Source organism: Cellulomonas sp. GbtcB1 (genome assembly GCF_019091725.1).
Classification (GTDB): Bacteria; Actinomycetota; Actinomycetes; order Actinomycetales; family Cellulomonadaceae; genus Cellulomonas.
Window position 1 is genome coordinate 1 of sequence record NZ_JAGXJG010000049.1, and the last position, 19,947, is coordinate 19,947.

The 19,947-nt window shown below is 74.2% G+C and carries 16 protein-coding genes; 6 read left to right on the top strand and 10 right to left on the bottom strand.

The features are described 5' to 3' along the window. Window positions 1-169 precede the first annotated feature (169 nt). From KVT14_RS15595 to KVT14_RS15605, 3 genes are all read right to left on the bottom strand, one after another. On the bottom strand, window positions 170-3,163 hold the full coding sequence (locus tag KVT14_RS15595) for a glycoside hydrolase family 3 C-terminal domain-containing protein (protein WP_308161115.1): 2,994 nt from the start codon (window positions 3,161-3,163) through the stop codon (window positions 170-172). Between the two features lie 164 nt (window positions 3,164-3,327). Next, entirely contained in the window at window positions 3,328-3,750 is a 423-nt protein-coding gene (locus KVT14_RS15600; RefSeq protein WP_217616498.1) for a hypothetical protein, read from the bottom strand. 90 nt (window positions 3,751-3,840) lie between these two features. Continuing rightward, window positions 3,841-6,237, bottom strand: a complete 2,397-nt coding sequence (locus KVT14_RS15605) for a glycoside hydrolase family 3 N-terminal domain-containing protein (RefSeq protein WP_217616499.1) — start codon at window positions 6,235-6,237, stop codon at window positions 3,841-3,843. A gap of 501 nt (window positions 6,238-6,738) precedes the next feature. On the opposite strand from KVT14_RS15605, the gene KVT14_RS15610 reads away from it, so the two are divergent. After that, the gene (locus tag KVT14_RS15610; RefSeq protein ID WP_217616500.1) at window positions 6,739-7,923 is read left to right on the top strand and encodes a UDP-galactopyranose mutase; all 1,185 of its coding nucleotides are present in this window, start codon (window positions 6,739-6,741) and stop codon (window positions 7,921-7,923) included. Window positions 7,924-7,945: 22 nt separating this feature from the next. Here the strand turns inward: KVT14_RS15610 and KVT14_RS15615 are convergent, their stop codons facing one another. From KVT14_RS15615 to KVT14_RS15625, 3 genes are all read right to left on the bottom strand, one after another. Further along, complete coding sequence (locus tag KVT14_RS15615; protein WP_217616501.1) at window positions 7,946-9,289, bottom strand: ATP-binding protein; 1,344 nt, start codon at window positions 9,287-9,289, stop codon at window positions 7,946-7,948. Between the two features lie 2 nt (window positions 9,290-9,291). Continuing rightward, window positions 9,292-10,005: a LytTR family DNA-binding domain-containing protein gene (locus tag KVT14_RS15620; RefSeq protein WP_210417376.1), complete on the bottom strand. Its 714-nt coding sequence runs from the start codon at window positions 10,003-10,005 to the stop codon at window positions 9,292-9,294. 276 nt (window positions 10,006-10,281) lie between these two features. Next, complete coding sequence (locus tag KVT14_RS15625) at window positions 10,282-11,016, bottom strand: alpha/beta fold hydrolase (RefSeq protein ID WP_217616502.1); 735 nt, start codon at window positions 11,014-11,016, stop codon at window positions 10,282-10,284. A gap of 146 nt (window positions 11,017-11,162) precedes the next feature. Here KVT14_RS15625 and KVT14_RS15630 point away from each other — a divergent pair, with 146 nt between their 5' ends. Continuing rightward, the gene (locus KVT14_RS15630) at window positions 11,163-12,194 is read left to right on the top strand and encodes an NAD(P)-dependent alcohol dehydrogenase (protein WP_217616503.1); all 1,032 of its coding nucleotides are present in this window, start codon (window positions 11,163-11,165) and stop codon (window positions 12,192-12,194) included. A gap of 131 nt (window positions 12,195-12,325) precedes the next feature. Here the strand turns inward: KVT14_RS15630 and KVT14_RS15635 are convergent, their stop codons facing one another. Next, on the bottom strand, window positions 12,326-12,595 hold the full coding sequence (locus KVT14_RS15635; protein ID WP_217616504.1) for an acylphosphatase: 270 nt from the start codon (window positions 12,593-12,595) through the stop codon (window positions 12,326-12,328). Between the two features lie 53 nt (window positions 12,596-12,648). On the opposite strand from KVT14_RS15635, the gene KVT14_RS15640 reads away from it, so the two are divergent. After that, window positions 12,649-13,071: a DoxX family protein gene (locus KVT14_RS15640; RefSeq protein ID WP_308161116.1), complete on the top strand. Its 423-nt coding sequence runs from the start codon at window positions 12,649-12,651 to the stop codon at window positions 13,069-13,071. Window positions 13,072-13,139: 68 nt separating this feature from the next. Here KVT14_RS15640 and KVT14_RS15645 read toward each other — a convergent pair whose 3' ends face one another. Beyond that, window positions 13,140-14,534, bottom strand: coding sequence for an FAD-binding oxidoreductase (locus KVT14_RS15645; RefSeq protein ID WP_217616505.1), 1,395 nt, complete (start codon window positions 14,532-14,534; stop codon window positions 13,140-13,142). Window positions 14,535-14,671: 137 nt separating this feature from the next. On the opposite strand from KVT14_RS15645, the gene KVT14_RS15650 reads away from it, so the two are divergent. Next, complete coding sequence (locus KVT14_RS15650) at window positions 14,672-15,799, top strand: LuxR C-terminal-related transcriptional regulator (protein ID WP_217616506.1); 1,128 nt, start codon at window positions 14,672-14,674, stop codon at window positions 15,797-15,799. Window positions 15,800-15,820: 21 nt separating this feature from the next. Here KVT14_RS15650 and KVT14_RS15655 read toward each other — a convergent pair whose 3' ends face one another. Both KVT14_RS15655 and KVT14_RS23210 read right to left on the bottom strand, forming a co-directional pair. Beyond that, complete coding sequence (locus tag KVT14_RS15655) at window positions 15,821-16,249, bottom strand: hypothetical protein (RefSeq protein WP_217616507.1); 429 nt, start codon at window positions 16,247-16,249, stop codon at window positions 15,821-15,823. 50 nt (window positions 16,250-16,299) lie between these two features. Continuing rightward, on the bottom strand, window positions 16,300-17,445 hold the full coding sequence (locus KVT14_RS23210; protein WP_217616508.1) for a GNAT family N-acetyltransferase: 1,146 nt from the start codon (window positions 17,443-17,445) through the stop codon (window positions 16,300-16,302). A gap of 541 nt (window positions 17,446-17,986) precedes the next feature. On the opposite strand from KVT14_RS23210, the gene KVT14_RS15665 reads away from it, so the two are divergent. Continuing rightward, entirely contained in the window at window positions 17,987-18,379 is a 393-nt protein-coding gene (locus KVT14_RS15665) for a hypothetical protein (RefSeq protein ID WP_217616509.1), read from the top strand. An 80-nt stretch (window positions 18,380-18,459) separates the two neighbouring features. Beyond that, window positions 18,460-19,818, top strand: a complete 1,359-nt coding sequence (locus KVT14_RS15670; protein ID WP_308161117.1) for a transcriptional regulator — start codon at window positions 18,460-18,462, stop codon at window positions 19,816-19,818. The last annotated feature ends 129 nt before the right edge of the window (window positions 19,819-19,947 follow it).

Here is a 19,947-nt window from a genome sequence, read left to right on the forward strand (position 1 = left end):
CCGCCCCCCGAGGGGGGGGGGGGGGCGCCCCCCCCCGGCGGGGCCACCCCCCCGACCGTCACGCCCGGGGGGGGGGGGGGGGGGGGGGGTGGGGGGGCCGGGGGCCGCGGCCCCGGTCGCCGGGCCGGCAGTGGTGGGCACTGCCGGCCCGGCGGGGCGGCTCAGCGGGTCAGTGCCCCGCGGAAACCGGCTCGGCGTCGCCCTGGGGCGCCGCCGGCTCGGCGGTCTTCCGGTGCCGGAGGACGCGCCGGGTGACCATCAGCGCACCGGCCACGACGAGCAGGCCGACCAGGATCGACGCGCCGATCTGGATGTAGACCCAGGTGGGCGGGGTGTAGGAGACCGTGGCCCCCGGCGCCAGCCCGTTCACCGCGTTGGAGTTCGCGACCGTGAACAAGATGTTGTGGGTCGCCTCGCGGATGTCCGTGACCGCCTTGGCCGAGGAGGTGTCCCCGAACGACTTCGACGGCTGGAAGGTGAGCGTCAGGTCGGTGCCGGCGCTGATGCTCTGGTTCGGGTTCATGTACGGGTAGAGGTTGAAGTCCGAGATGGCGAAGCCCTCGAAGCCCCACTCCCCGCGCAGCACGTCCGTCATCAGCGCCTCGGAGCCGCCGGCCCAGGTGGCGCCGATGCGGTTGAACGAGCTCATGATCGCGGTGGAGCCCACCGTGGTCGTCTCGATCGTGCCCTCGTCGTCGGCGAGGTACGGGACCTCCATCGAGATGTTCTTGACGGCCATCTCGAACGGCTTGAGGTAGATCTCGCGGATCGTCTGCTCGGTCGCCCAGGTGGCGATGCCGTTGTTGACCCGGTTGGTCTCCTGGTCGTTCAGCGCGAAGTGCTTGAGCGTGGTGTACACGCCCTTCTCCGCCGCGCCGTTGGCGACCGAGGTCATCATCAGGCCGGACAGGAACGGGTCCTCCGAGTAGTACTCGAAGTTGCGGCCCGCGAACGGCGAGCGGTGCAGGTTGGCCGCCGGGGCGTACCAGCCGTTGATGTCCTTGAACATCGCCTCGTTGCCGAGCATCTCGCCCATCGCGCGGCCCAGGTCCACGTCCCACGTCTGCGCGATGAGGAACTCGGACGGGTAGGCCACGCCGTTGATCGACGAGTTGATGAAGGAGGAGAAGCCGGCCGGGCCGTCGGGCTCGGTGGTCTGCGGCTTGCCGATCGAGCCGATGGCGGCGGTCTGGTACGCGCCGTTCAGCAGCATGTCGGTCATGTCGCCGACGCTCAGCGAGTCGAGCAGCTCGTCCCACTGCGGGTCGTCCTTCGCCAGACCGCGCATGTCGATCAGCGACAGGTCGGTGCTCGCGCCGGTCGTGGGCATGTCGCCGTCGAAGGCGTCCGCCTCGGCCTCGACGTCCCAGGCGGCGAAGCCCTCGGCCACGGCGTCGCTCGCGACCAGCTGGTCACCGGTCGGCGCGGTCGGGAAGGTGCCGGCGAAGTCCGCGCGGGACATCGCCAGGATCTTGCCGTCCTCGGGCTCGGTGCTGAACTGCGCCGAGACGTCGTCGAACTGGTTGGTGACCTCGGCGAGGTCGGTGGAGCGGTGGTTCTCGCCGGAGTACACGACGTCGGAGTCGACGGTGTAGGTGATCGGCTCGGTCCCGGCGGCGACGGTGTGCGAGTCGGTGCGGACCGAGATCGCGTAGTCGCCGGCCTCGAGGACGTAGGCCTGCTCGCCCAGGTAGTCGTAGGACGCCATGTCCTCGACCGGGAGCTCCAGGGTCACGGACTCGCTCGCGCCGGGCTCGATGACGCCGGTCTTGGCGAAGTCGCCGAGGACGACCTCGGACTTCTCGATGCCGCCCGGGGTGTACGGGGCGGTGTAGTAGAGCTCGACGACGTCCTTGCCCGCGACGGTCCCGGTGTTGGTGACGTCGACGGTCACGGCGATGGTGCCGTCCACCTCGCCGGCCTGGGTGCCGGTGACGGTCCAGGCGAAGTCGGTGTACGACAGGCCGTAGCCGAACGGGTAGACGACGGCCTCGTCGTAGTCGAGGAAGCCCTCGGCCGCGGCGGTCTCGTAGTACCGGTAGCCGAAGTAGATGCCCTCGGCGTAGTTCACGAACGGCGCCTCGTCGGTGACCGTCGCGTTCGACGTGGCGGTCTCGACCGCGGACACGGGGTACGACACCGACAGGCCGTCGTAGAGGAAACCGCCGAAGTTCACGAAGGTCGGGTCGGCGGTGAAGTCCGCGGCCCACAGGTCGGAGGTGCGCCCGGACGGGTTGACGTCGCCCGACAGGATGGTGCCGACCGCGTTCAGGCCGGTGGCGCCCGGGGAGCCGGCGAGCAGGATCGCGTCGATCCCGGCGTCCGCCTGCAGGTCGCCCATCTCGATGGTGGTCGAGGAGTTCACGACGACCACGACCGTGTCGAAGCTCGCCTTGGCGAGCTCGATGAGGTCCTTCTCGTCCTTGTTCAGCTCGAGCTGGTGCTGGCCGGGCTCCGCGTTGTCGTCCCAGTCGGACATGTCGCGGGTCAGGTCGCCGCCCTCGCCGCCGGGGCGGCCGATGTAGACGACCGCGGCGTCGGAGTACTCGGCGAAGGACGAGGACTGAGCCTCGTAGCCGTCGACCGGCATCTCGCCGATGAAGTAGGTGGAGATGTCCGGGCGGTCCATCTCGATGAAGCCGCGCGGGTTCTCGGCGGCGTACGCCTCGATCGCGCCGTACACGGCGTCGTTCACGGTGAAGCCGGCGTTCTCCAGGCCCTGGCGCGCGTTCACGGCCGAGTTGGTGTCCACCGAGCCGGAGCCGGAGCCGCCGAACACGGGGTCCGCGGCCGCGCGGCCGAGCATGGTCACGCTGGACCCGGCCGCCAGGGGCAGCGCGGCGCCCTCGTTCTTCGCCAGGACGATGCCCGCGCCGGAGATCTCCTCCACGAGCTCCTTCGCGGCGGCGTCGACCTCGTCGATGCTGTCGAAGTCCGCGCTGTAGTACTCGGTGTCCCAGTCGGCCGACTCCTCGGCGTTCGTGAACTCGTACGTGCCCGAGCCGAACTGGGAGGCGACCCAGCCGCCGGCGACGACGAGCGCGACGTTCGCGACCACCGCGATCACGGTGACCAGCGAGAGCACCGGCACCCAGATCCACAGGTACTTCTTGTTCGACATCGGCCTCTTCGCGCGATCGGCGTTCTTCGCCCTGGCGTTCACTGCATTCCTCCTCGAGTGCTGACCGGCGATCAGGCTAGGTGTGCCGATCGGGGCCGTCCGGCGCGGCAGCACGATCAGTCGGTTTCGCGGCACGGACTGTCACGCGCCGCGTGCCCTGCCCGGCCGGCCCCGCGACGGGGCCGGCCGGACGGGCGGGCGGAGGACTACTCCGTCACCTCGGTGATGGTGCCGTCCTGGTCGATCTGCCAGGTCTGGCCGGTCTCGGCCGAGTCCCCGTCGATCGTGTACTTGCCGCCGTCGATGTTGACGGTCCCCTGGATGCGGGACGCCGCCTCCGAGAAGGTGTAGGGCACCACGAGCAGGCCGTACTTGACGGTCGGCGCCGAGACGTCGCTCGCGAGCATGATCTGGGCCCAGGAGTCGTCCTCGGCCAGCGCGTCGGCGACGGCGGTGCGGGCGTTCTCCAGGTCCTCCGCGATGTCCGACTCGGACGCCGCCTGCTCGCCCGAGGACGAGTCGTTGCTGCTGCTGCCGCCGTCGTCGCTGCCGCAGGCGGTGAGGCCGAAGACGCCGGTGAGGGCGACGACGACGCCGAGGGCGGAGGTCAGGGCCTTGTTGCGCTTCACTTCTGTGCTCCTTGGTGGGTGCTGGCCGCGGGCCCACCCCGCGGCCGGGTCCGCCTGACGGCGGGTCCGCCTGCGCGGGCGGTGGGTGCGTCAGCCCTCGATCGGGCCCGCGTAGTTCAGGCCGAAGCCGAACAGGTAGGAGTTGCCGGCCGCGTCGACGTACGGCTCGGTGTCCTCCTGGACGTCCTCCAGCTGCTTCTCGACCGCGTCCATGGACGCCGGGAAGCCGATCGGCAGGCGGCCCTGGGGCTCGTTGAGGCCGATCGCGGTCTCGATGAGCGCCTGGTCGCTGACCCCGAAGCCGACGAGGATCGCGTCGGACTTCGCCTCGAACTCGGCCGGGACGGTCGGGTTCTTGGCCTTGAGGACCGTGATGACCGGGATGTCCTTGCCGGACGCCTCGACGGCGGCCACGGCGCGCTCGAACGCGTCGAGGTCCGACTCGTTCGACGTGCGCGAGGTGTTGCCGAAGTAGGACCGGTTCTCCTGCGTGCCGTCGGCGAGGAGGTCGCCGGAGATCGAGACCTTCCGGACGTTCTCGCCGTCCGCGGTGTACGGGCGGTACTGCAGGGAGAGCGGGTACCACTCACCGGTGGTCTCGTCGTGGCCGGAGTTGGCGAACACGGCGCCCGAGCTCGGGCTGTCCATGCCGACCAGCACGAGGTCCACGTCGGACAGGTCCGGGGCGGTGTAGCTCGTGACCTTGCCGTCCGCGTCCTCGACGGCCTCGTCCGTGACGACCTTCGCGAAGTACTCCTCGGCGATCTCGACCGTCAGGCCGGGGCCCTCGGTGTACTCGCCCGGGCCGAACAGGCCGGCCTGGCCGGTGTCGTAGTTGCGCGGGATGTACACCGTCTTGTCGGCCCAGTCGCCCGCCTCGGCGGCGGCGATGGTGTCGGCGTCGTTCTTCAGCATCACGACCGAGTCGAGCTGCGCCTGGTAGCCGGCGTCGAGCTTGTCCTCGCTCGCGACGATCTCCTTCGACTCGTCGAGGTCCAGGTAGGCGTTCTCGTACAGCCCCGGCTGGAACAGCATGTTCAGGATGCGGGTGCCCGACTCCTCGAACCGGGTCTGGGCGTCGACGTCGTTCTCGCCGGCCTCGAAGTCCGCCTGCCACATGTCGTACGCCGCGAGCACCGGCTCGACCGCGTTGTTGCCGCCGAACATGTCGACGCCGTTCTTGAGGATCGCGTAGTGCCGCTCCTCGACCGTCAGGTCGTCCGCGCCCCAGGAGGTGCCGATGAGCGCCTCGGGGTCGGTGGTCCCGCCCGCGGTGACGCCCCAGTCGGTGACGACGACGCCGGTGAAGTTCTCCCGCAGCAGGCCCGTGCGGTACGAGTCGTACGCGCTGCCCATGCGGTCGCCGCCGCCGAGCGGCTCGCCGTCCGGGCCCAGGGCGATCGAGTACGCCGTCATGACCGCGGCGGAGTCCATCGCGCCCAGGAAGACCTCGGCGTGCGCGTCGAAGTTGTCGCCCGGGTAGACGCCGTACTTGCCGGCCTCGGTGTGCGACTCGCGGCCGCCCTCGCCCGGGCCGTCGCCGGCCCAGTGCTTGATCATCGCGTTGACGGACTCGTCGCCCCAGCCGTCCTCGCCCGGCGTCGTCTGGAAGCCGTCGACGTACGCGGTCGCCATGGCCGAGGCCAGCTCGACGTTCTCACCGAAGGTGCCGTCGACGCGCAGCCAGCGCGGCTCGGTCGCCAGGTCGATCTGCGGGCTGAGCGCGGTGCCGATGCCCAGCGCGCGGTACTCGGCCGAGACGGCCTGCGCGAAGGTCGTCATCGTCTCGGTGTCGAACGTCGCGGCGAGGCCCAGGTTCGAAGGCCAGCGCGAGATGTCGCCGGACGCGTTGTAGTTGCCGCCGCTCTCCGCGGTGGACCGCGGGTCGGAGGAGAAGTTCACGGGGACGTACGGCTCGTCGTCCGTCGCCAGCTCCTCGGCGTACTCCTGGAGCTGGTTCGACCACGTGACGTTCGCCTCGACGTCGTTCGGGCCCGCGTTGAGCACGTTCCGGAGCCGCGACTCCGACATGTACTCCTTCTGCGCGTCGGTCAGGCCGTCCGCGGGGGAGCGCTCGTGCGAGCTGAACAGCATGAGGCCGGCGATCTGCTCCTTGGACAGGTGCTGCGCCAGGTCCGCCGCGCGGTCCTCCGACGACTCGCGCCAGTCCTCCCAGACGTCGAGCTCGCCGTTGCCGTTCATGTCCTTGAAGGCGTACTCCTTGCCGTCGATCTCCTCGGTGAGGAGCTCGACGCCGCTGTCCTTGCCGTAGGACAGCACGGGTCCGTCGCCCGGGTTCGTGACGACGACGAACTCGGTCTTGCCGTCGGTCACCTCCCGGGTGGTGAAGGAGTCGCCCGCCTGGGTGTCCTCGTCCGACGAGGAGGGGGAGCACGCCGTGAGGGCGAACAGGGCGAGACCCGCCACCGCCGCCGCACCCTTGACGTACCCGCCGTTGCGCCGTCGCACCGTGATGGTTGTCTTCATCGACCTTCCTTGTCATCTCGCGGCTCTGCTCGCGCGCCGCCGGCGCCGCGCCCTCGTCGGGCGGTGCCGGCGTCCCGTGTGCGCGCCACAGCGCACCTGGAGAACCGATCGCGACCCGTGACTCGACGTCCTCGTCCTGCGGTCGCGGGCCCCAGTCGACCAGCGCGGCGGGGCGCTGGGACCGGGGCGTCGAAAGACTGTCGGTTCGGGAGCACAAACGGTCGGCAAGGTCACAGCGGGGTCACGGCGCGGTCTCGGGACGGGGTGCACCGGGGCCCCCGGAGTGCGCCGGCCGGCGCGCCGGAGGGGCGGGCGGCGGCGGGACCACGCGGTCCCCCGCCGGTGCCGCTGAGGCTCCCGCCTGCACGAACTGTCGTTTTCGGTGCACAACCTGCACGGGTCGTCGGCCGTCGCCACGGGGCCCTCGCGGGCGCCCTACACTCGGGGCGCTCGCCCCGCCACCCGGCCGCCCCGGCGGCCCCGTCCTCCCGAGGAACCCGCATGGACCTGCTCGTCGTCGGCGCCGGGCTGTTCGGCCTGACGGTCGCCGAGCGCGCGGCCGAGGCCGGCCTGTCGGTCACCGTCATCGACCGGCGCGACCACCTCGGCGGGAACGCCTGGAGCAGCGTCGACGCCGAGACGGGCATCGAGGTGCACCGGTACGGGTCGCACATCTTCCACACGTCGAACGAGCGGGTCTGGGACTACGTCCGCCGGTTCACCGCCTTCACGGGCTACCGGCACCGGGTCTACTCCACGCACGCCGGCACGGTGTACCCGCTGCCGATCAACCTCGGCACGCTCAACCAGTTCTTCGGCACCGCGATGGGCCCCGAGGCCGCGCGGGCGCTGGTCGCCGAGCAGGCGGCGGAGGGCCTGCGGGGCGGCGAGCCCACGAACCTCGAGGACAAGGCGATCTCGCTGATCGGGCGGCCGCTGTACGAGGCGTTCATCCGCGACTACACCGCGAAGCAGTGGCAGACCGACCCCCGCGAGCTGCCCGCGTCCGTGATCGCCCGGCTGCCCGTCCGGTACACCTACGAGAACCGGTACTTCGCCGACACCCACGAGGGGCTGCCCGCCCGCGGCTACGGCCCGTGGTTCGAGGCGATGGCCGCGCACCCGCGGATCGACGTCCGGCTCGGCACCGACTTCTTCGACGCGTCGCAGCCGTTCAGCCGGTCCGGCGTGCGCGGTCAGGTGCCCGTCGTCTACACCGGCCCGGTCGACCGGTACTTCGACGAGCACGCCGGGCCGCTCGGCTGGCGCACGCTCGACCTGGAGACCGAGGTGCTGCCCGTCCGCGACTTCCAGGGCACCAGCGTCATGAACTACGCCGACCTCGACGTCCCGCACACCCGGGTGCACGAGTTCCGGCACTACCACCCGGAGCGCGAGGACCGGCACGCGCAGGACCGCACCGTGATCATGCGCGAGCGGTCCCGGTTCGCCCTGCCCGGCGACGAGCCGTACTACCCCGTCGCCACCCCGCAGGACCGGGAGCGGCTGCGCGCCTACCGCGCGCTCGCGGAGGACGAGCCCGACGTGCACTTCGGCGGTCGGCTCGGGTCGTACCTCTACCTGGACATGCACATGGCGATCGCGTCGGCGCTGTCGCTGTGGACGAGCGGGGCCGTGCTGGAGCGGTCGGCGCCGGCGCTGGCGGCGCGGGTGGCGCTGGGCTGAGCCCGGCGGCCCCCGCGGCGCGTCAGCGCGCGAGCGCGCCGGGGTCGTCGGTGCGGCTGGTCGCGGGGACCGGCAGCAGGATCCGCAGCGCGAACCAGCTGTCGTCCGCGCTCACGGTCATCGAGCCGCCGTACTTCTCCGCCGTGTGCCGGATCGACTTCAGCCCGTACCCGTGCCGGTCGCGGTCGGCCCGCCGGGTGACGATGGCGCCGTCCTCGGTCCGCAGCGTCCCCGAGAAGTAGTTCTCGAACGTCGCGAGCACGAAGCCGCCCGTGGCGTACAGCGCGACCTTGATCAGCCGCTTCTCCGGCTCCGGCACCGCCATCACCGCGTCGATCGCGTTGTCCAGGGCGTTGCCGAACACCGCGGAGACGTCCATCGCCGACATGAAGTCGATAGTCGCGCCGTCCGCGACGTACGTGAGGTCGACGCCCTTCTCGGCGCACTCCAGGCTCTTGGACGTGAGGATGACGTCGAGCACCCCGTTGCCGGTGCGCGCCTGCGCGGCGTACCCGGACACGCTGGCCTCCAGGTCGTCCAGGTAGGACGCCCGCTTGCCCTCGTCGCTCTCCGCGCGGAGCACCGCGATCTGGTGCTTGAGGTCGTGGTACTTCCGGTCGACGACCTCGATGCTGCGCTTCGACTGCAAGTACTGCTCGTGCTGGCGGCGCAGCATCTCGTCGACGGCCTTGACGTCCGCGCGCGCCCGGAGCTGGAGCCGCTGGCCCTGCTGCGCGTACAGCGCGACGAACCCGCACAGGTCCACCAGCGTGCGGATGTAGAAGATCTCCAGCCCCAGGCGGCCGCTGAACGGCGTGTTCGCGTTGAGGAAGCTGATGTTGCTCATGAAGAACGTCACCAGCGCGATCGCCACCGCCGAGGCGAGCTCGCCGAACGACACCTCGAGCGGCTGGGCGGGGCGGAAGTGCCGGGTTTCGATCAGGTACACCAGCACGAACGACGCGACGTACATGACCACGCCGAACGCCACCTGCCAGGCGACCCCGGGCCGGCCCTCGGGCAGGAAGAAGAAGCAGTGCATCTGCCAGTGCAGCGCCGCGACCAGCTCGGCGAGCACCAGCGCGCGGGCGGCGAAGTACCCCGCGTCCCGCGCCGACACCCGCGCGGCCGTGACGATGAACGTGAACATCGCCGCCACCGCGGCGGCCATGCCGAGCGACCACAGCGCGAGCGGCAGCTGGTCCGCGAGCTCCTGGACCGCGACCAGCACCCCGAGCGCGGCTGCGGCGACGAGCACGAGGCGGCGGACCGGGAGCCGCTGGCGGCGCAGCAGGACGTACAGCAGGCACGCCGCCCACTCCGCGATGCCCGTGAGGACCCGCGGGATGTCCGGGAGCGTCTCCATGATCACGCGTGCCGCGCCCCGAGGTAGTCGGTGAGCGCCGCGAGGAACGCCTTCTTCCGCGGGCGGCTGATCAGCAGGTCGTGCCCACCGACCATCAGCGCGCTGCTGCCCTGCACCCCGAGCACGTGCCGCAGGTTCACCAGGTAGCCGCTGTTGCTGCGGAAGAAGCTCTTGCCCTCGAGCTCCGCCTCCAGCGACTTCAGGGGGCCGACCACCGAGTACCGGCCGTCGACCGTGTGCACCGTCGTGCGGTGCTTGGCCGACTCCAGGAACACGATGTCGTCGGTCGCGACCCGCACCAGGCCGCCGTCGACGGTCAGCAGCAGGTAGTCGGCCGACCGGCGGCGCAGCCGCGCGATCGACCGCTTGATCTCCTGCGAGAACGCGAAGTACGGCACGGGCTTGAGGACGTAGCTCAGCGCGTCGACCTCGTAGCCCTTGATCGCGTACTGCGTCATGTTCGTGATGAACACGATGACGACGTCCCGGTCGACCTGGCGGATCTTCTCGGCGGCGCTGAACCCGTCGAGCTCGGGCATCTCGACGTCCAGCAGCAGGATGTCGAACACGGGCCGGTAACCGGCGACGACCTGGGCGCCGTCGGCGAACCGGGTGACGTCGAACTGCTCGCCGTGGTCCCGCTCGTACCGACGCAGGTGGTCGAGGAGGAGCGCGGCGCTCGCCGCGTCGTCCTCGACGATGCCGATCCTGATCACGGTGCCGTTCTCCGGGGTCCGCCTGCCACGCCCGCGGCGACGCGGGCCCTTCCGCCCGCCCCGGAGCGGCGTGGCGTGCCGCGGTCCCCTGTCGCGGCCCGCGGCTCCGGCGGGTCGCGGCCGATGGTAGGTGACGCGCACCTGACGTGTCATCCACGCTGGCAGGAGGGTGAGACGAAGGGGTCCACTCGGCGATCCCGTCGACCGTGACTGGCGCCGAGTTCGCCATGACCGACTTTGCTATGACCGACTTTACTTTAGTCAGCCATAGCAAACTCACGTCGGGACGGCCATGGCCTCCTCGGCGTCGGCCTCGCCCTGGACCGCGGCGACGACCGCCGCCGCGAGGTCGTCCGGGCGGCTGAGCTGCGGCCAGTGCCCGGTCGGCAGCTCGACGACCGTCACGTCCCGGATGCGCGCGAGCTCGCGCACGTACGGGTGGTCCTTCGCCATGAGGTCGCGCAGCACCGCCTCGGGCATGGTCGAGGTGATGACCGTGACGGGGACCTCGTACCGTCGCTCGTCGTGCAGGCGCTGCGGGCCGTTGGCCACGAGCGGCGGGACGGAGAGCGCCCGGGCTCGGAAGTCGGCGCGGATCTCGTCCGTCAGCCCCTCCAGCTCCTCCTCCTCGAACACGCCCCAGTCCGGCAGCGGCACGACGCCGTCGACCACCGGCAGCTCGTCGTTGACGACGCCGCCCTCGCCGAGCGGGCCGCTGTCGACGTAGACCACCTGCTCGACGCGGTCGGGCCGCAGGTCGGCCACGGCGTGCGCGACCGCCCCTCCGCCGCTGTGGCCGACGACCACGAACGGGCCGTCCATGCCGTCGATCAGCTCCGCGACCGCGCGCGCCTGATCGGCGATCGTGAGGCCCGCGACCTCGTCCGCCGCGCCGCCGGCGCCCAGCGGCGTGACGGGGTGCGGGGTGTGCCCGGCGGCCTCCAGGGCCGCGGAGACCGGCGCCCACGAGGACGCGTCGAGCCAGAAACCCGGGATCAGGACGACGTTCATGCTCCGACCGTAGACGTGACCTGTGACACACGCGACGGTGCGGCAGGCTGCAACGAATCCGACCGCCCGGTAGTTGACACTTCAAGCGTATGGTGGCTGTGTCCACCACCGATCCGGGGGTCGTCCCGGAGGAAGAGGTCGCTGCCATGAAGGCCCTGCAGTACCGCACGATCGGCGCCCGCCCCGAGCTGGTCGAGGTCGACAAGCCCACGCCCGGCCCGTCGGAGGTGCTGCTGCGCGTCACCGCCGCCGGCGCCTGCCACTCGGACGAGTTCATCATGGGCGCCTCCGCGGAGGACTACTCCTTCAAGCCGCTGCCGCTGACGCTGGGCCACGAGGTGGCCGGCGTCGTCGAGCAGGTCGGCGCGGGCGTGCACGGCGTCGAGGTCGGCGAGAGCGTCCTGGTGTACGGCCCGTGGGGCTGCGGCCGCTGCTACGCGTGCGCCTCGGGCGAGGAGCAGAACTGCGAGCAGGGCATGCGCGCGCCCGGCATCTTCACCGACGGGGGCATGGCCGAGTACATGGTCGTCGACGACGCCCGGCACCTCGTGCCGCTCGGCGACCTAGACCCGGTGCGCAACGTCTCGCTCACCGACGCCGGCCTCACCCCGTACCGCGCCGTGAAGTCCGCGCTCCACCGCCTCACGCCCGGCACGACCGCCGTCGTCATCGGCTCGGGCGGCCTGGGCCACGTCGCGATCCAGATCCTCAAGGCGCTGACCCAGAGCACCGTTGTCGTGCTGGACGTCGCCGAGGACAAGCTCGCGTTCGCCCGCGAGGTCGGCGCCGACCACGCCTTCCTGTCGAACCCGGACGCGATCGAGTCGGTCAAGGGCCTGACCCGCGGGCTCGGCGCCGACGTCGTCCTCGACTTCGTCGGCATCCAGCCGACCGCCGACCTGGCCGGCGGCATGGTGCGCGTCGGCGGCGACGTCGTGGTCGTGGGCGTCGCGTCCGGCGCGGTGCGGATCGGCCAGACGACCGTGCCGCTCGACGTCAACGGCCGGGCGATCAACTGGGGCTCGCGCACGGAGCTGATGGAGGTCGTCGAGCTCGCGAAGCGCGGCGCGATCACGATCCACGTCGAGGAGTTCACGCTCGACCAGGCGCCGGAGGCGTACGAGCGGCTGCACGCCGGCCAGGTCCGCGGGCGCGCGGTGATCGTCCCGGGCGCCTGACGGTCTCGCTCGTCCGGCCCACCGCCGGGTTCGGTGCTCCCCGCCCGGTTCGGTGCTCGTGGGTACCGAACCCGGCGAGACGCACCGAACCGGCGGGGCCGGCGCCGGCGCCGGCAGGCCCCGGGCCGCGGTCAGCCGGCGATCGTGAAGGCCGTCGACCCCTCCGGGGCCGCGTCCTGCTCCTCCACGCGCGTCACGTCGGCGAACCGCGGACCCTCGCGCGCCCAGGCCGCGAGCGCCGCCACCGCGTCGGCCGACCCCTCGGCCAGCGCCTCGACGGTGCCGTCGGCGCGGTTCCGCACCCAGCCCGTGACGCCGAGCCGCCGGGCCTCCGCGGCCATCGAGGCCCGGTAGCCGACCCCCTGCACCTGTCCGTGCACCACCCAGCGCCGTGCGGTCATCGCCCCAGTCTGGCCCGGGTGCCCGCGGGGGCGCACGCGGCGAGGATGGGCGCGTGACCCGCAGCCTGCCGACCGCCGCCGCACCGGCCCCCGCCCGCCCGCTCACCCGCGGCGCCGGCGTCGTGGCCGCCGCCTTTCTCGTCTCGGGCGTGGTGCATCTGGTCCGGCCCCGCGTGTTCGAGCCGGCCGTGCCGCGCGCGCTCCCCCGCCCGCGGGACCTCGTGCTCGTGTCCGGCGTCGCGGAGCTCGCGTGCGCCGCGGGGCTGGTGCTCCCCGCCACCCGGCGCGTCGCGGGGCCCGCGAGCGCGGCGCTCCTCGCCGCCGTGTTCCCGGCGAACGTGCAGATGGCCGTCGACGGCGTGCGCGGGCTGGCCCGGCGCCGGAGCCGCGGCGCCGCCGTGCGGGCGGGCATCACGCTCGCCCGGCTGCCGCTGCAGTGGCCGCTGATCCGCTGGGCGGCATCGGCGGGCCGCTGACCCCCGGACGCGCGGGCGCGCGGGCCGGCCCACCCCCCTGCCGGGGACCGGCCCGCGCGCCGCGCGCGTCAGGCGTCGACCGGGCGGTTGCCCCGGAAGATCCCCGCGGGGTCGACCGCGGCCTTGACCGCCCGCAGCCTGTCGACCGTCGCGGCCGGGTAGGCCCGCCGGATCGACTCGTCCCGGTCGAGGAACGTGAGCGGCGCGGTGCCCGTGCTCCACGGCGCGAACGTCGTGAACAGCTGGTCCAGCGCCGCGGACACCAGCGGCGCCAGGTCCGGGCTCGGCACGATCGTGAGCCCGGTGAGCAGGTAGGGCTCGTCGGCGGTGCCGGCCGCGGAGGGCACCCGCTCCCGGGCGAGGGCGCCGCCGACGTGCCGGAGCTGCACCTGGAGCAGCGGGGTGCCGCTGCCCGCGCCGGCGACGCGGAGCAGCTCGGCGGCCGCGTCGTCGTCGAAGCCGTGCAGCCGGGTGCCGGCGAGGATGGCCGGGACCGGGTCGACGGGCTCCTCCGCGAGCAGCCCCACCTCACCCGGCGCCACGGCCCGGACGGTGTCCCGGAGCACCGGCCCGGCGGCGCGCAGCGGCGCGAGCAGCCGCTCGCAGGCCGCGGCGTCGCCCAGGTAGGTCGCGGTGACGACCGCGAGCGACTGCCCCCGCAGCTCCGCCGGGATGAACGGCGCGTCCGGCAGGTGCATGAGCGTGAACCAGGCGGTCAGCTCCTCCGGCGCGGACCGCGTGAGCTCGAGGAACGCGCGGAGCACCGGCCCCGCGGCCTCGGCCGGGTAGCCGAGCAGGCCGCCGTGGATCTGCGGCGCCGGGTGCAGGTCCAGCTCGAGCGCGGTGACGAGCGCGAACTCCCCGCCGCCCCCGCGCAGCGCCCAGAGGAGGTCCGCGTCCGCGGGGTCGTCCGACCGCACCCAGCGCAGCGCGCCGGAGGCGTCGACGACCTCGGCCGCGCGGATCGACTGGGCGCCGGGGCCGTGAGCGCGGCTGAACCAGGACAGACCGCCGCTCAGGCTGTAGCCGACGACGGTGACGTCCGGGTTGGAGCCGATGAGCGCGGTCAGGCCGGTGCCGTCGAGCGCCGCCTGCAGGTCGCCCCACTTCACCCCGGCGCCGACCCGGGCGACGCGGGCGTCCGCGTCCACCCAGATGTCGCCGAGGGCGGCGGTCCGCACGACCACGGTGCCGTCGAGGGCCCTGCTCGCGCCGTGGCCGTTGGGCTGGGCGCTGACCGTGACGCCGTGGCGCGCGGCCCAGCGCACGGTGGCCGCGACGTCGGACGCGTCCGCGGCGACCACGAGGGCGAGCGGCTGCTGGTCGACCAGCCGGTTCCACGGCAGGCGTGCGACGTCCCACTCCGGGTCGCCGGGATCGAGCACGGCGCCGGTGACGGCGGCGCGGAGCTCGTCGAGGAGCGTGGTGTCGAGCGGCTCGGGGGCCGTGATCTCCGTGACCATGCCGACGAGCGTCCCGGCGCCGGGACGGCCGCGGTATCCCAGGAACCTGGGTGGTCGCGACCCCGTCCTCCCACGCACGGTCCCCGCCGGGAAAATGGGGCTTTCCGGACGATCCGGACTGGAGCACCATCGGGAGCATGACGACGCTCCGCACGGAGCCCGTGCAGCGCGGGCTCGAGGCGCTGGCCCGCTCCGGGCTGGGGTGGCGCGCGTTCGCCGTGGAGGCGACCGAGCTGCTCGGCGCGGCCGTGCCGTTCGACGCCGCGTGCATCGGCCCGGTCGACCCGGACACCGGCCTGCTGACCGGGTCCGTCAAACGGAACCTCGGCGACGAGATGGACGCCGAGTTCCTCCGGCACGAGTACGTGACCGACGAGGTCAACCTGTTCCTCGCGCTCGCCCGGCGGGAGCACCCCGTGGGCATCCTCGCGGAGGACACCGGAGGCGACCCGCGGCGGAGCAGCCGGCACCGCGAGGTGTTCGTCCCGCACTGGGCGCTCGACCACGAGATGCGCGCCGCCGCGCTGGCCGACGGCACTCCGTGGGCCGCGGTCGCCCTGTACCGCAGCGGTGCCGCAGGCGGGTTCAGCCCGGCGGAGGCGGCGTTCCTCGCGCGGATGGCGCCGACGATCGCGCTCGGCGTGCGCGCGGGCCTGGTGACGGCCGTGGTGGCGGGTGCCGCCGACGAGCGTGCCGCCCCCCTCCTCGGGCCCGCGGTGCTCGTGGTCGAGGCGGACGACTCCGTGAGCCGGCTCAGCCCCCCCGCGGAGGTGCGGCTGTCGGAGCTCGGCGGTGCCGGCTGGGGCGCGCTGCCCAACCCCGTCGCGGCGATCACCGCCGCGGCGCGCGCGCTGGCCGCCGGGCGGCTGGGCACCGTCCCGCGCCTGCGGGTGCGGACCCCGGCGGGCGAGTGGCTGGTCGTGCACGCCGCGCCGCTCAGCGGGCCGGACGGCCGGCCCCGGCAGGTCGTCGTGACGATCGAGGAGGCCCGGCCGCCGGAGATCGTGCCGCTCGTCGTCGCCGCGCTCGGGCTGACCGGCCGGGAGCAGGAGGTCGTGGCGGGCGTGCTCCAGGGCGAGAGCACGCAGGAGATCAGCCGCGCGCTGCACCTGTCGCCGTGGACGGTGCAGGACCACCTCAAGGCGGTGTTCGAGAAGGCGGGCGTCGGCAGCCGGCGGGAGCTCGTCGCGCGGGTGTTCTTCGACCACTACGCGCAGCGGCTCAGCGACCGGATCGCGCCGGGCGGGTTCTTCGCCGGGGCGTGAGGGCGGCGCGCGGGCGCCGCGTCAGACCCCGTCGCGCCGCAGCGGGACGCCGAGGATGGTCGGCTGCGGCTCGGGCAGCGTGTCGAGCCCGTCGGGCACCGGCGGCAGCCCGCCCTCGGGCTCGGGGCCGACCCACACCCGCCGCAGGCCGCCGTCCCGGACGACCCGGCCCGGCGCCACGAGGTGCGCGCGCCGGCCGGTCGCCGCCACCTGCGCCCGCAGCCCGTCGGCGTACGCGGCGGGCACGAAGCCGACGACCCGGTTCCGGCACAGCACGACGACCGCGTCGTCCCGGCCCGCCTCGAAGGCGAGGTCGACCGGCACCGGCGCGTCGGCGGCGCGCTCGACGGCCGACAGCACGCCCGTGAGCGCGACCTGGAGCGCGCGGGCCTCGGCGGCGTGGAAGCCGGCGGGCAGGTCGGCGGCGACCGTGGGGCGGCGGAGTCTCACCCGCCCAGCGTCCCACGCGCGCTCCCGCGATCGGGTCGGCGCGCCCGGTGTCAGTCCGGCACCAGCCCCAGGCGGCGCGCCGCGGGCACCGCGCGCAGCACCCCGCGCGCCGCCGGGCCGCCGGTCGCGACGAGCACGTCGACGTGCGTGCGGGTCGCCGGGAAGATCCGCGCGCCGGTCGCGTACCGGGAGTCGAACGCCGGGTCGAAGAACGGGGCGTCGGTGGTGGCGAGGAGGTAGGTCATGTTCGCGACCCGCCCGATCGACCCCGGGCTGTACCGCCGGTGCGCCTCCGCGTAGGCGTCGAGGAACCCGAACCAGGCCGAGCCCGACCGCAGCGCGTACCCCGTCCACAGCGTCGTCCCGTTCCCGGCCAGCCGGACGACCCGGAGGTCCTTGTCCCGCCGGAACGCACCGACGACCGCACGGAACCACCGCTCGGCGACGGGGTCCAGCGCCAGCGCGGCGCCGCCCCGCCCCGAGTCCCCCTTCCATCCGGCGGCCTGCAGGGCGAGGAAGTCGTCGTCGGCCCGCGGGTCGTCGGTCACGTCGTGCAGCTCCAGCGGGCCGCCGGTCTCCCGGGCGAGGCCGCGGACGCCGCGGCGCATGTTCCGGCGCTCGTCGGTCGCCATGTGCTCCCAGGCGAGCGGCGGGTCGACGACCGGACCGGGGCCCTCGGGCACCTCCGGCACCGCCACCTCCGCCCGTGGCGCGAACGCCGCGACCTGCCGCCGGCGTTCCAGCACCGCCGTGCCGTCGGTCGCGGCCACCTCGGCCAGCGCGCGCTCGACGGCCCCGCCGAGCGGCAGGTGCTGCAGCTGGAGCAGCCCCGGGAGCCCCGTCGACCGCGTCCCGCGCAGCAGCGCGCGGAGCGACTCGACCTCGCGCCCGGCGCGGAGCAGCGGGTGGTGCCGGTCGGCGTGCCCGGTCATGAACGCCCCGCCCGTCGTCGCCGCGCGCAGCGGGAGCCGCGGCGCGAACGCCTTGGTCGTCACCGCGAGCGCCGCCAGCCACTCGGGGCCGTCGTCGACGACGAGCAGCCGGAGGTCCGCCGCCGCCCGCCCGCGGTCGCGCGCCGGCAGCAGGAACCGCGGGTCGAGGTAGACGTTCGGCTCGGCGGCGTGGTCGGCCAGGCGGTGCCAGGCCTCCTCCTCCGCGTCCGTCACGTCGGCGAGCGCGAGCAGCCGGGTCCGCACGATGTCCTCCCCCTGGCACGCCTGGTCCCGGCGTGTCCGAGCGCGAGCGTAGGGGTGTGTTTGTCCCGTTTTGGGGCGTTTCTCGGGTGATCCGAATGGCGACCGACCGGCAGGCATCGGTCGAGTCGGCCACACCGTCGGGGGCGGCGGATACGACGCACCTGCTCAGCACGCCGAGGCAGGTCGACCTTCGCGCGCACCTCCGGTTCGCGAGAGCACCGGGTTCGCCCGAACGGCGGACACCCGGTCGGCGCAGCGGCCCGGCACTCCCGGCCGCCGCGAGAACAGCGCATCGCGGGCGAGACCGCTCGGCGCCGGGTCCGCGGTCCGCCCGTGCTGCCGCGTCTCACCCGGAGAGCGGATCCCCCGACACCGCCGAGACCGCGATGATGACGATGTGCACGCCGCGCCACCTCCCGTGCGCCCACGGTGGTCCTGGGCCCTCGTCCGCACCGTGGCTGCCGCGATGCTGATCGGCGAACGCCCACCCGGGCCAGTCAGGCCCCGCCAGTCCCGAGCGCCCCGCGCCCGGCTCTCCGGGTTGACGGTCGATCCGAGTGGCATCGCGTGGCGGACGTGGTGGGGCCGGCGCGGGTGGGTCGCCGTCCACCAGGTCGCTGCCGTCGCGGTGGTGGACTGCGCGCACTGGACCAACCCGTCCTACGTGCACCGATACGCAGTGGTGCTGGGCCACGACGGCGGCCCCCTCCTGCGCGTCGCAGCGACGGACGACCGCCGACGCCGCGCGGTGCTCGCGCCGCTCGCGGCCGCCGTCACGTACGAGACGACGGCCGCGAGTCAGGCCAAGGACTACCGCCGACGATGGCCGGAGGCGTTCGGCTGGGTGCACGCGCACACCGTCCTGACCGGCGTCGGCCTGTTCGGCGTGTGGATCATCGCGGGCGCGATCGCCCAGCAGTCGTCCGGCGCCTGACCATCGCCACCCGCACCCTGGCGCGGCCGCGCCGCGCGGGCCACACTGGCCCCGCGACGACGACGTCGAGGGGGTGGGCCGTGCCGGGCGAGGAACCTGACCTGCTCAGCCCGGGCGCGCGGTCCCTCGCGGGCGGCCGCGCCCTGCACGCCGCGCACGAGCGGTTCCTCAGCACCGGGACCGTCACCGGGGTCCGCGCCGTGGTCGCCGACTCGTGGCGGCGCAGCCTGCGCAGCGGAGTCGACCCCGAGCGCCCGGCGCCGCCGGTGGCACTGACCGACGCCGACCTGCGGTCCTACCGGTCCGAGCACCCGCTGCAGCACGCGCTGCCGGTGGTGCGCGGGCTGCTCCTCGACGCCGCGGTCACCGAGGGGTTCCTGGTCGCGCTCACCGACGCGGACGGCCGGCTGCTGTGGGTCGCGGGCGACGCGCGCGTGCGGCGGGCCGTCGAGGGGGTCGGGTTCGTCGAGGGCGCGGCGTGGGACGAGGCGCACGCGGGGACGAACGCCCCCGGCACCGCCCTGGCCACGGGGCACGACGTCCAGGTGCTCGGCGCGGAGCACTTCACGCGCGCGGTGCAGCCGTGGAGCTGCACCGCGGCGGTACTGCGGGACCCGGCCGGCCGGGCGCTCGGCGCGCTCGACGTCACCGGTCGGGACGCGGCGGCGTCGGCGCTGATGCTCTCGCTGGTCCGGGCGACCGCGGCGGCGGTGGAGGCGGACCTGCGGGCGCGGGTGCTCGCGCGCGGGCCGGGACCGGCGGGCGGGACCGGGTGGCCGGGACCGTCGGTGGTCGCGAGGTGGCCGGTCGGGGCGCCCGCGGCACCCACCACCGCCCGGCTCGAGGTGCTCCGCCCCGGCTCCGGGGTGCTGCACACCCCGGGCTCCGCCGCCCGGGCGCTGTCGCTCCGGCACGCCGAGCTGCTGCTCCTGCTCGCCGAGCACCCGCGCGGGCTGCACGCCGACGAGCTCGCCGTCCTGCTGCATCCCGACGCCATGTCGGACGTCGCGGTGCGCGCGGAGGTGTCCCGGCTGCGCCGCGTCGCCGGGCCGCTCGTCGACCGGTCCCGCCCCTACCGGCTCGCCGCCGCGCTCGGCACCGACGCCGCCGGGGTCCGGGAGGCGCTGGTCGCGGGCGACGTGCGGGCCGCCCTCGACCGGTACGCCGGGCCGGTGCTGCCCCGCTCGCGCGCGCCGGGCGTCGAGCAGGTGCGGGACGCCCTGGCCTCCGACGTGCGGGCCGCGGTGCTGCACGCGACCGACCCGGTCGTGCTGGAGCGCTGGCTCGACCGCGAGGAGGGCGCGGAGGACTGGCAGGCGTGGGAGCGGCTCGTCGCCGTGACGCCGCCCGGCTCCGCGGCGCACGCCCGCGCGGCCGGCCGCCTCGACCTGCTGGTGCGCCGGCTGGGCGCGGGGCCGGCGCGGCACCCCTGGCGGTGACGGGACGCGGGCCCGCGCCGGGCGCCACCTGCGGTGCAACGCACCTGCAACCGTCGCCGACCTAGCGTCCGGGGCACGCGCCGCAACGAGGCGGCGCGCCCGGCCGCGACCCCACCCCGGGACGGCCGG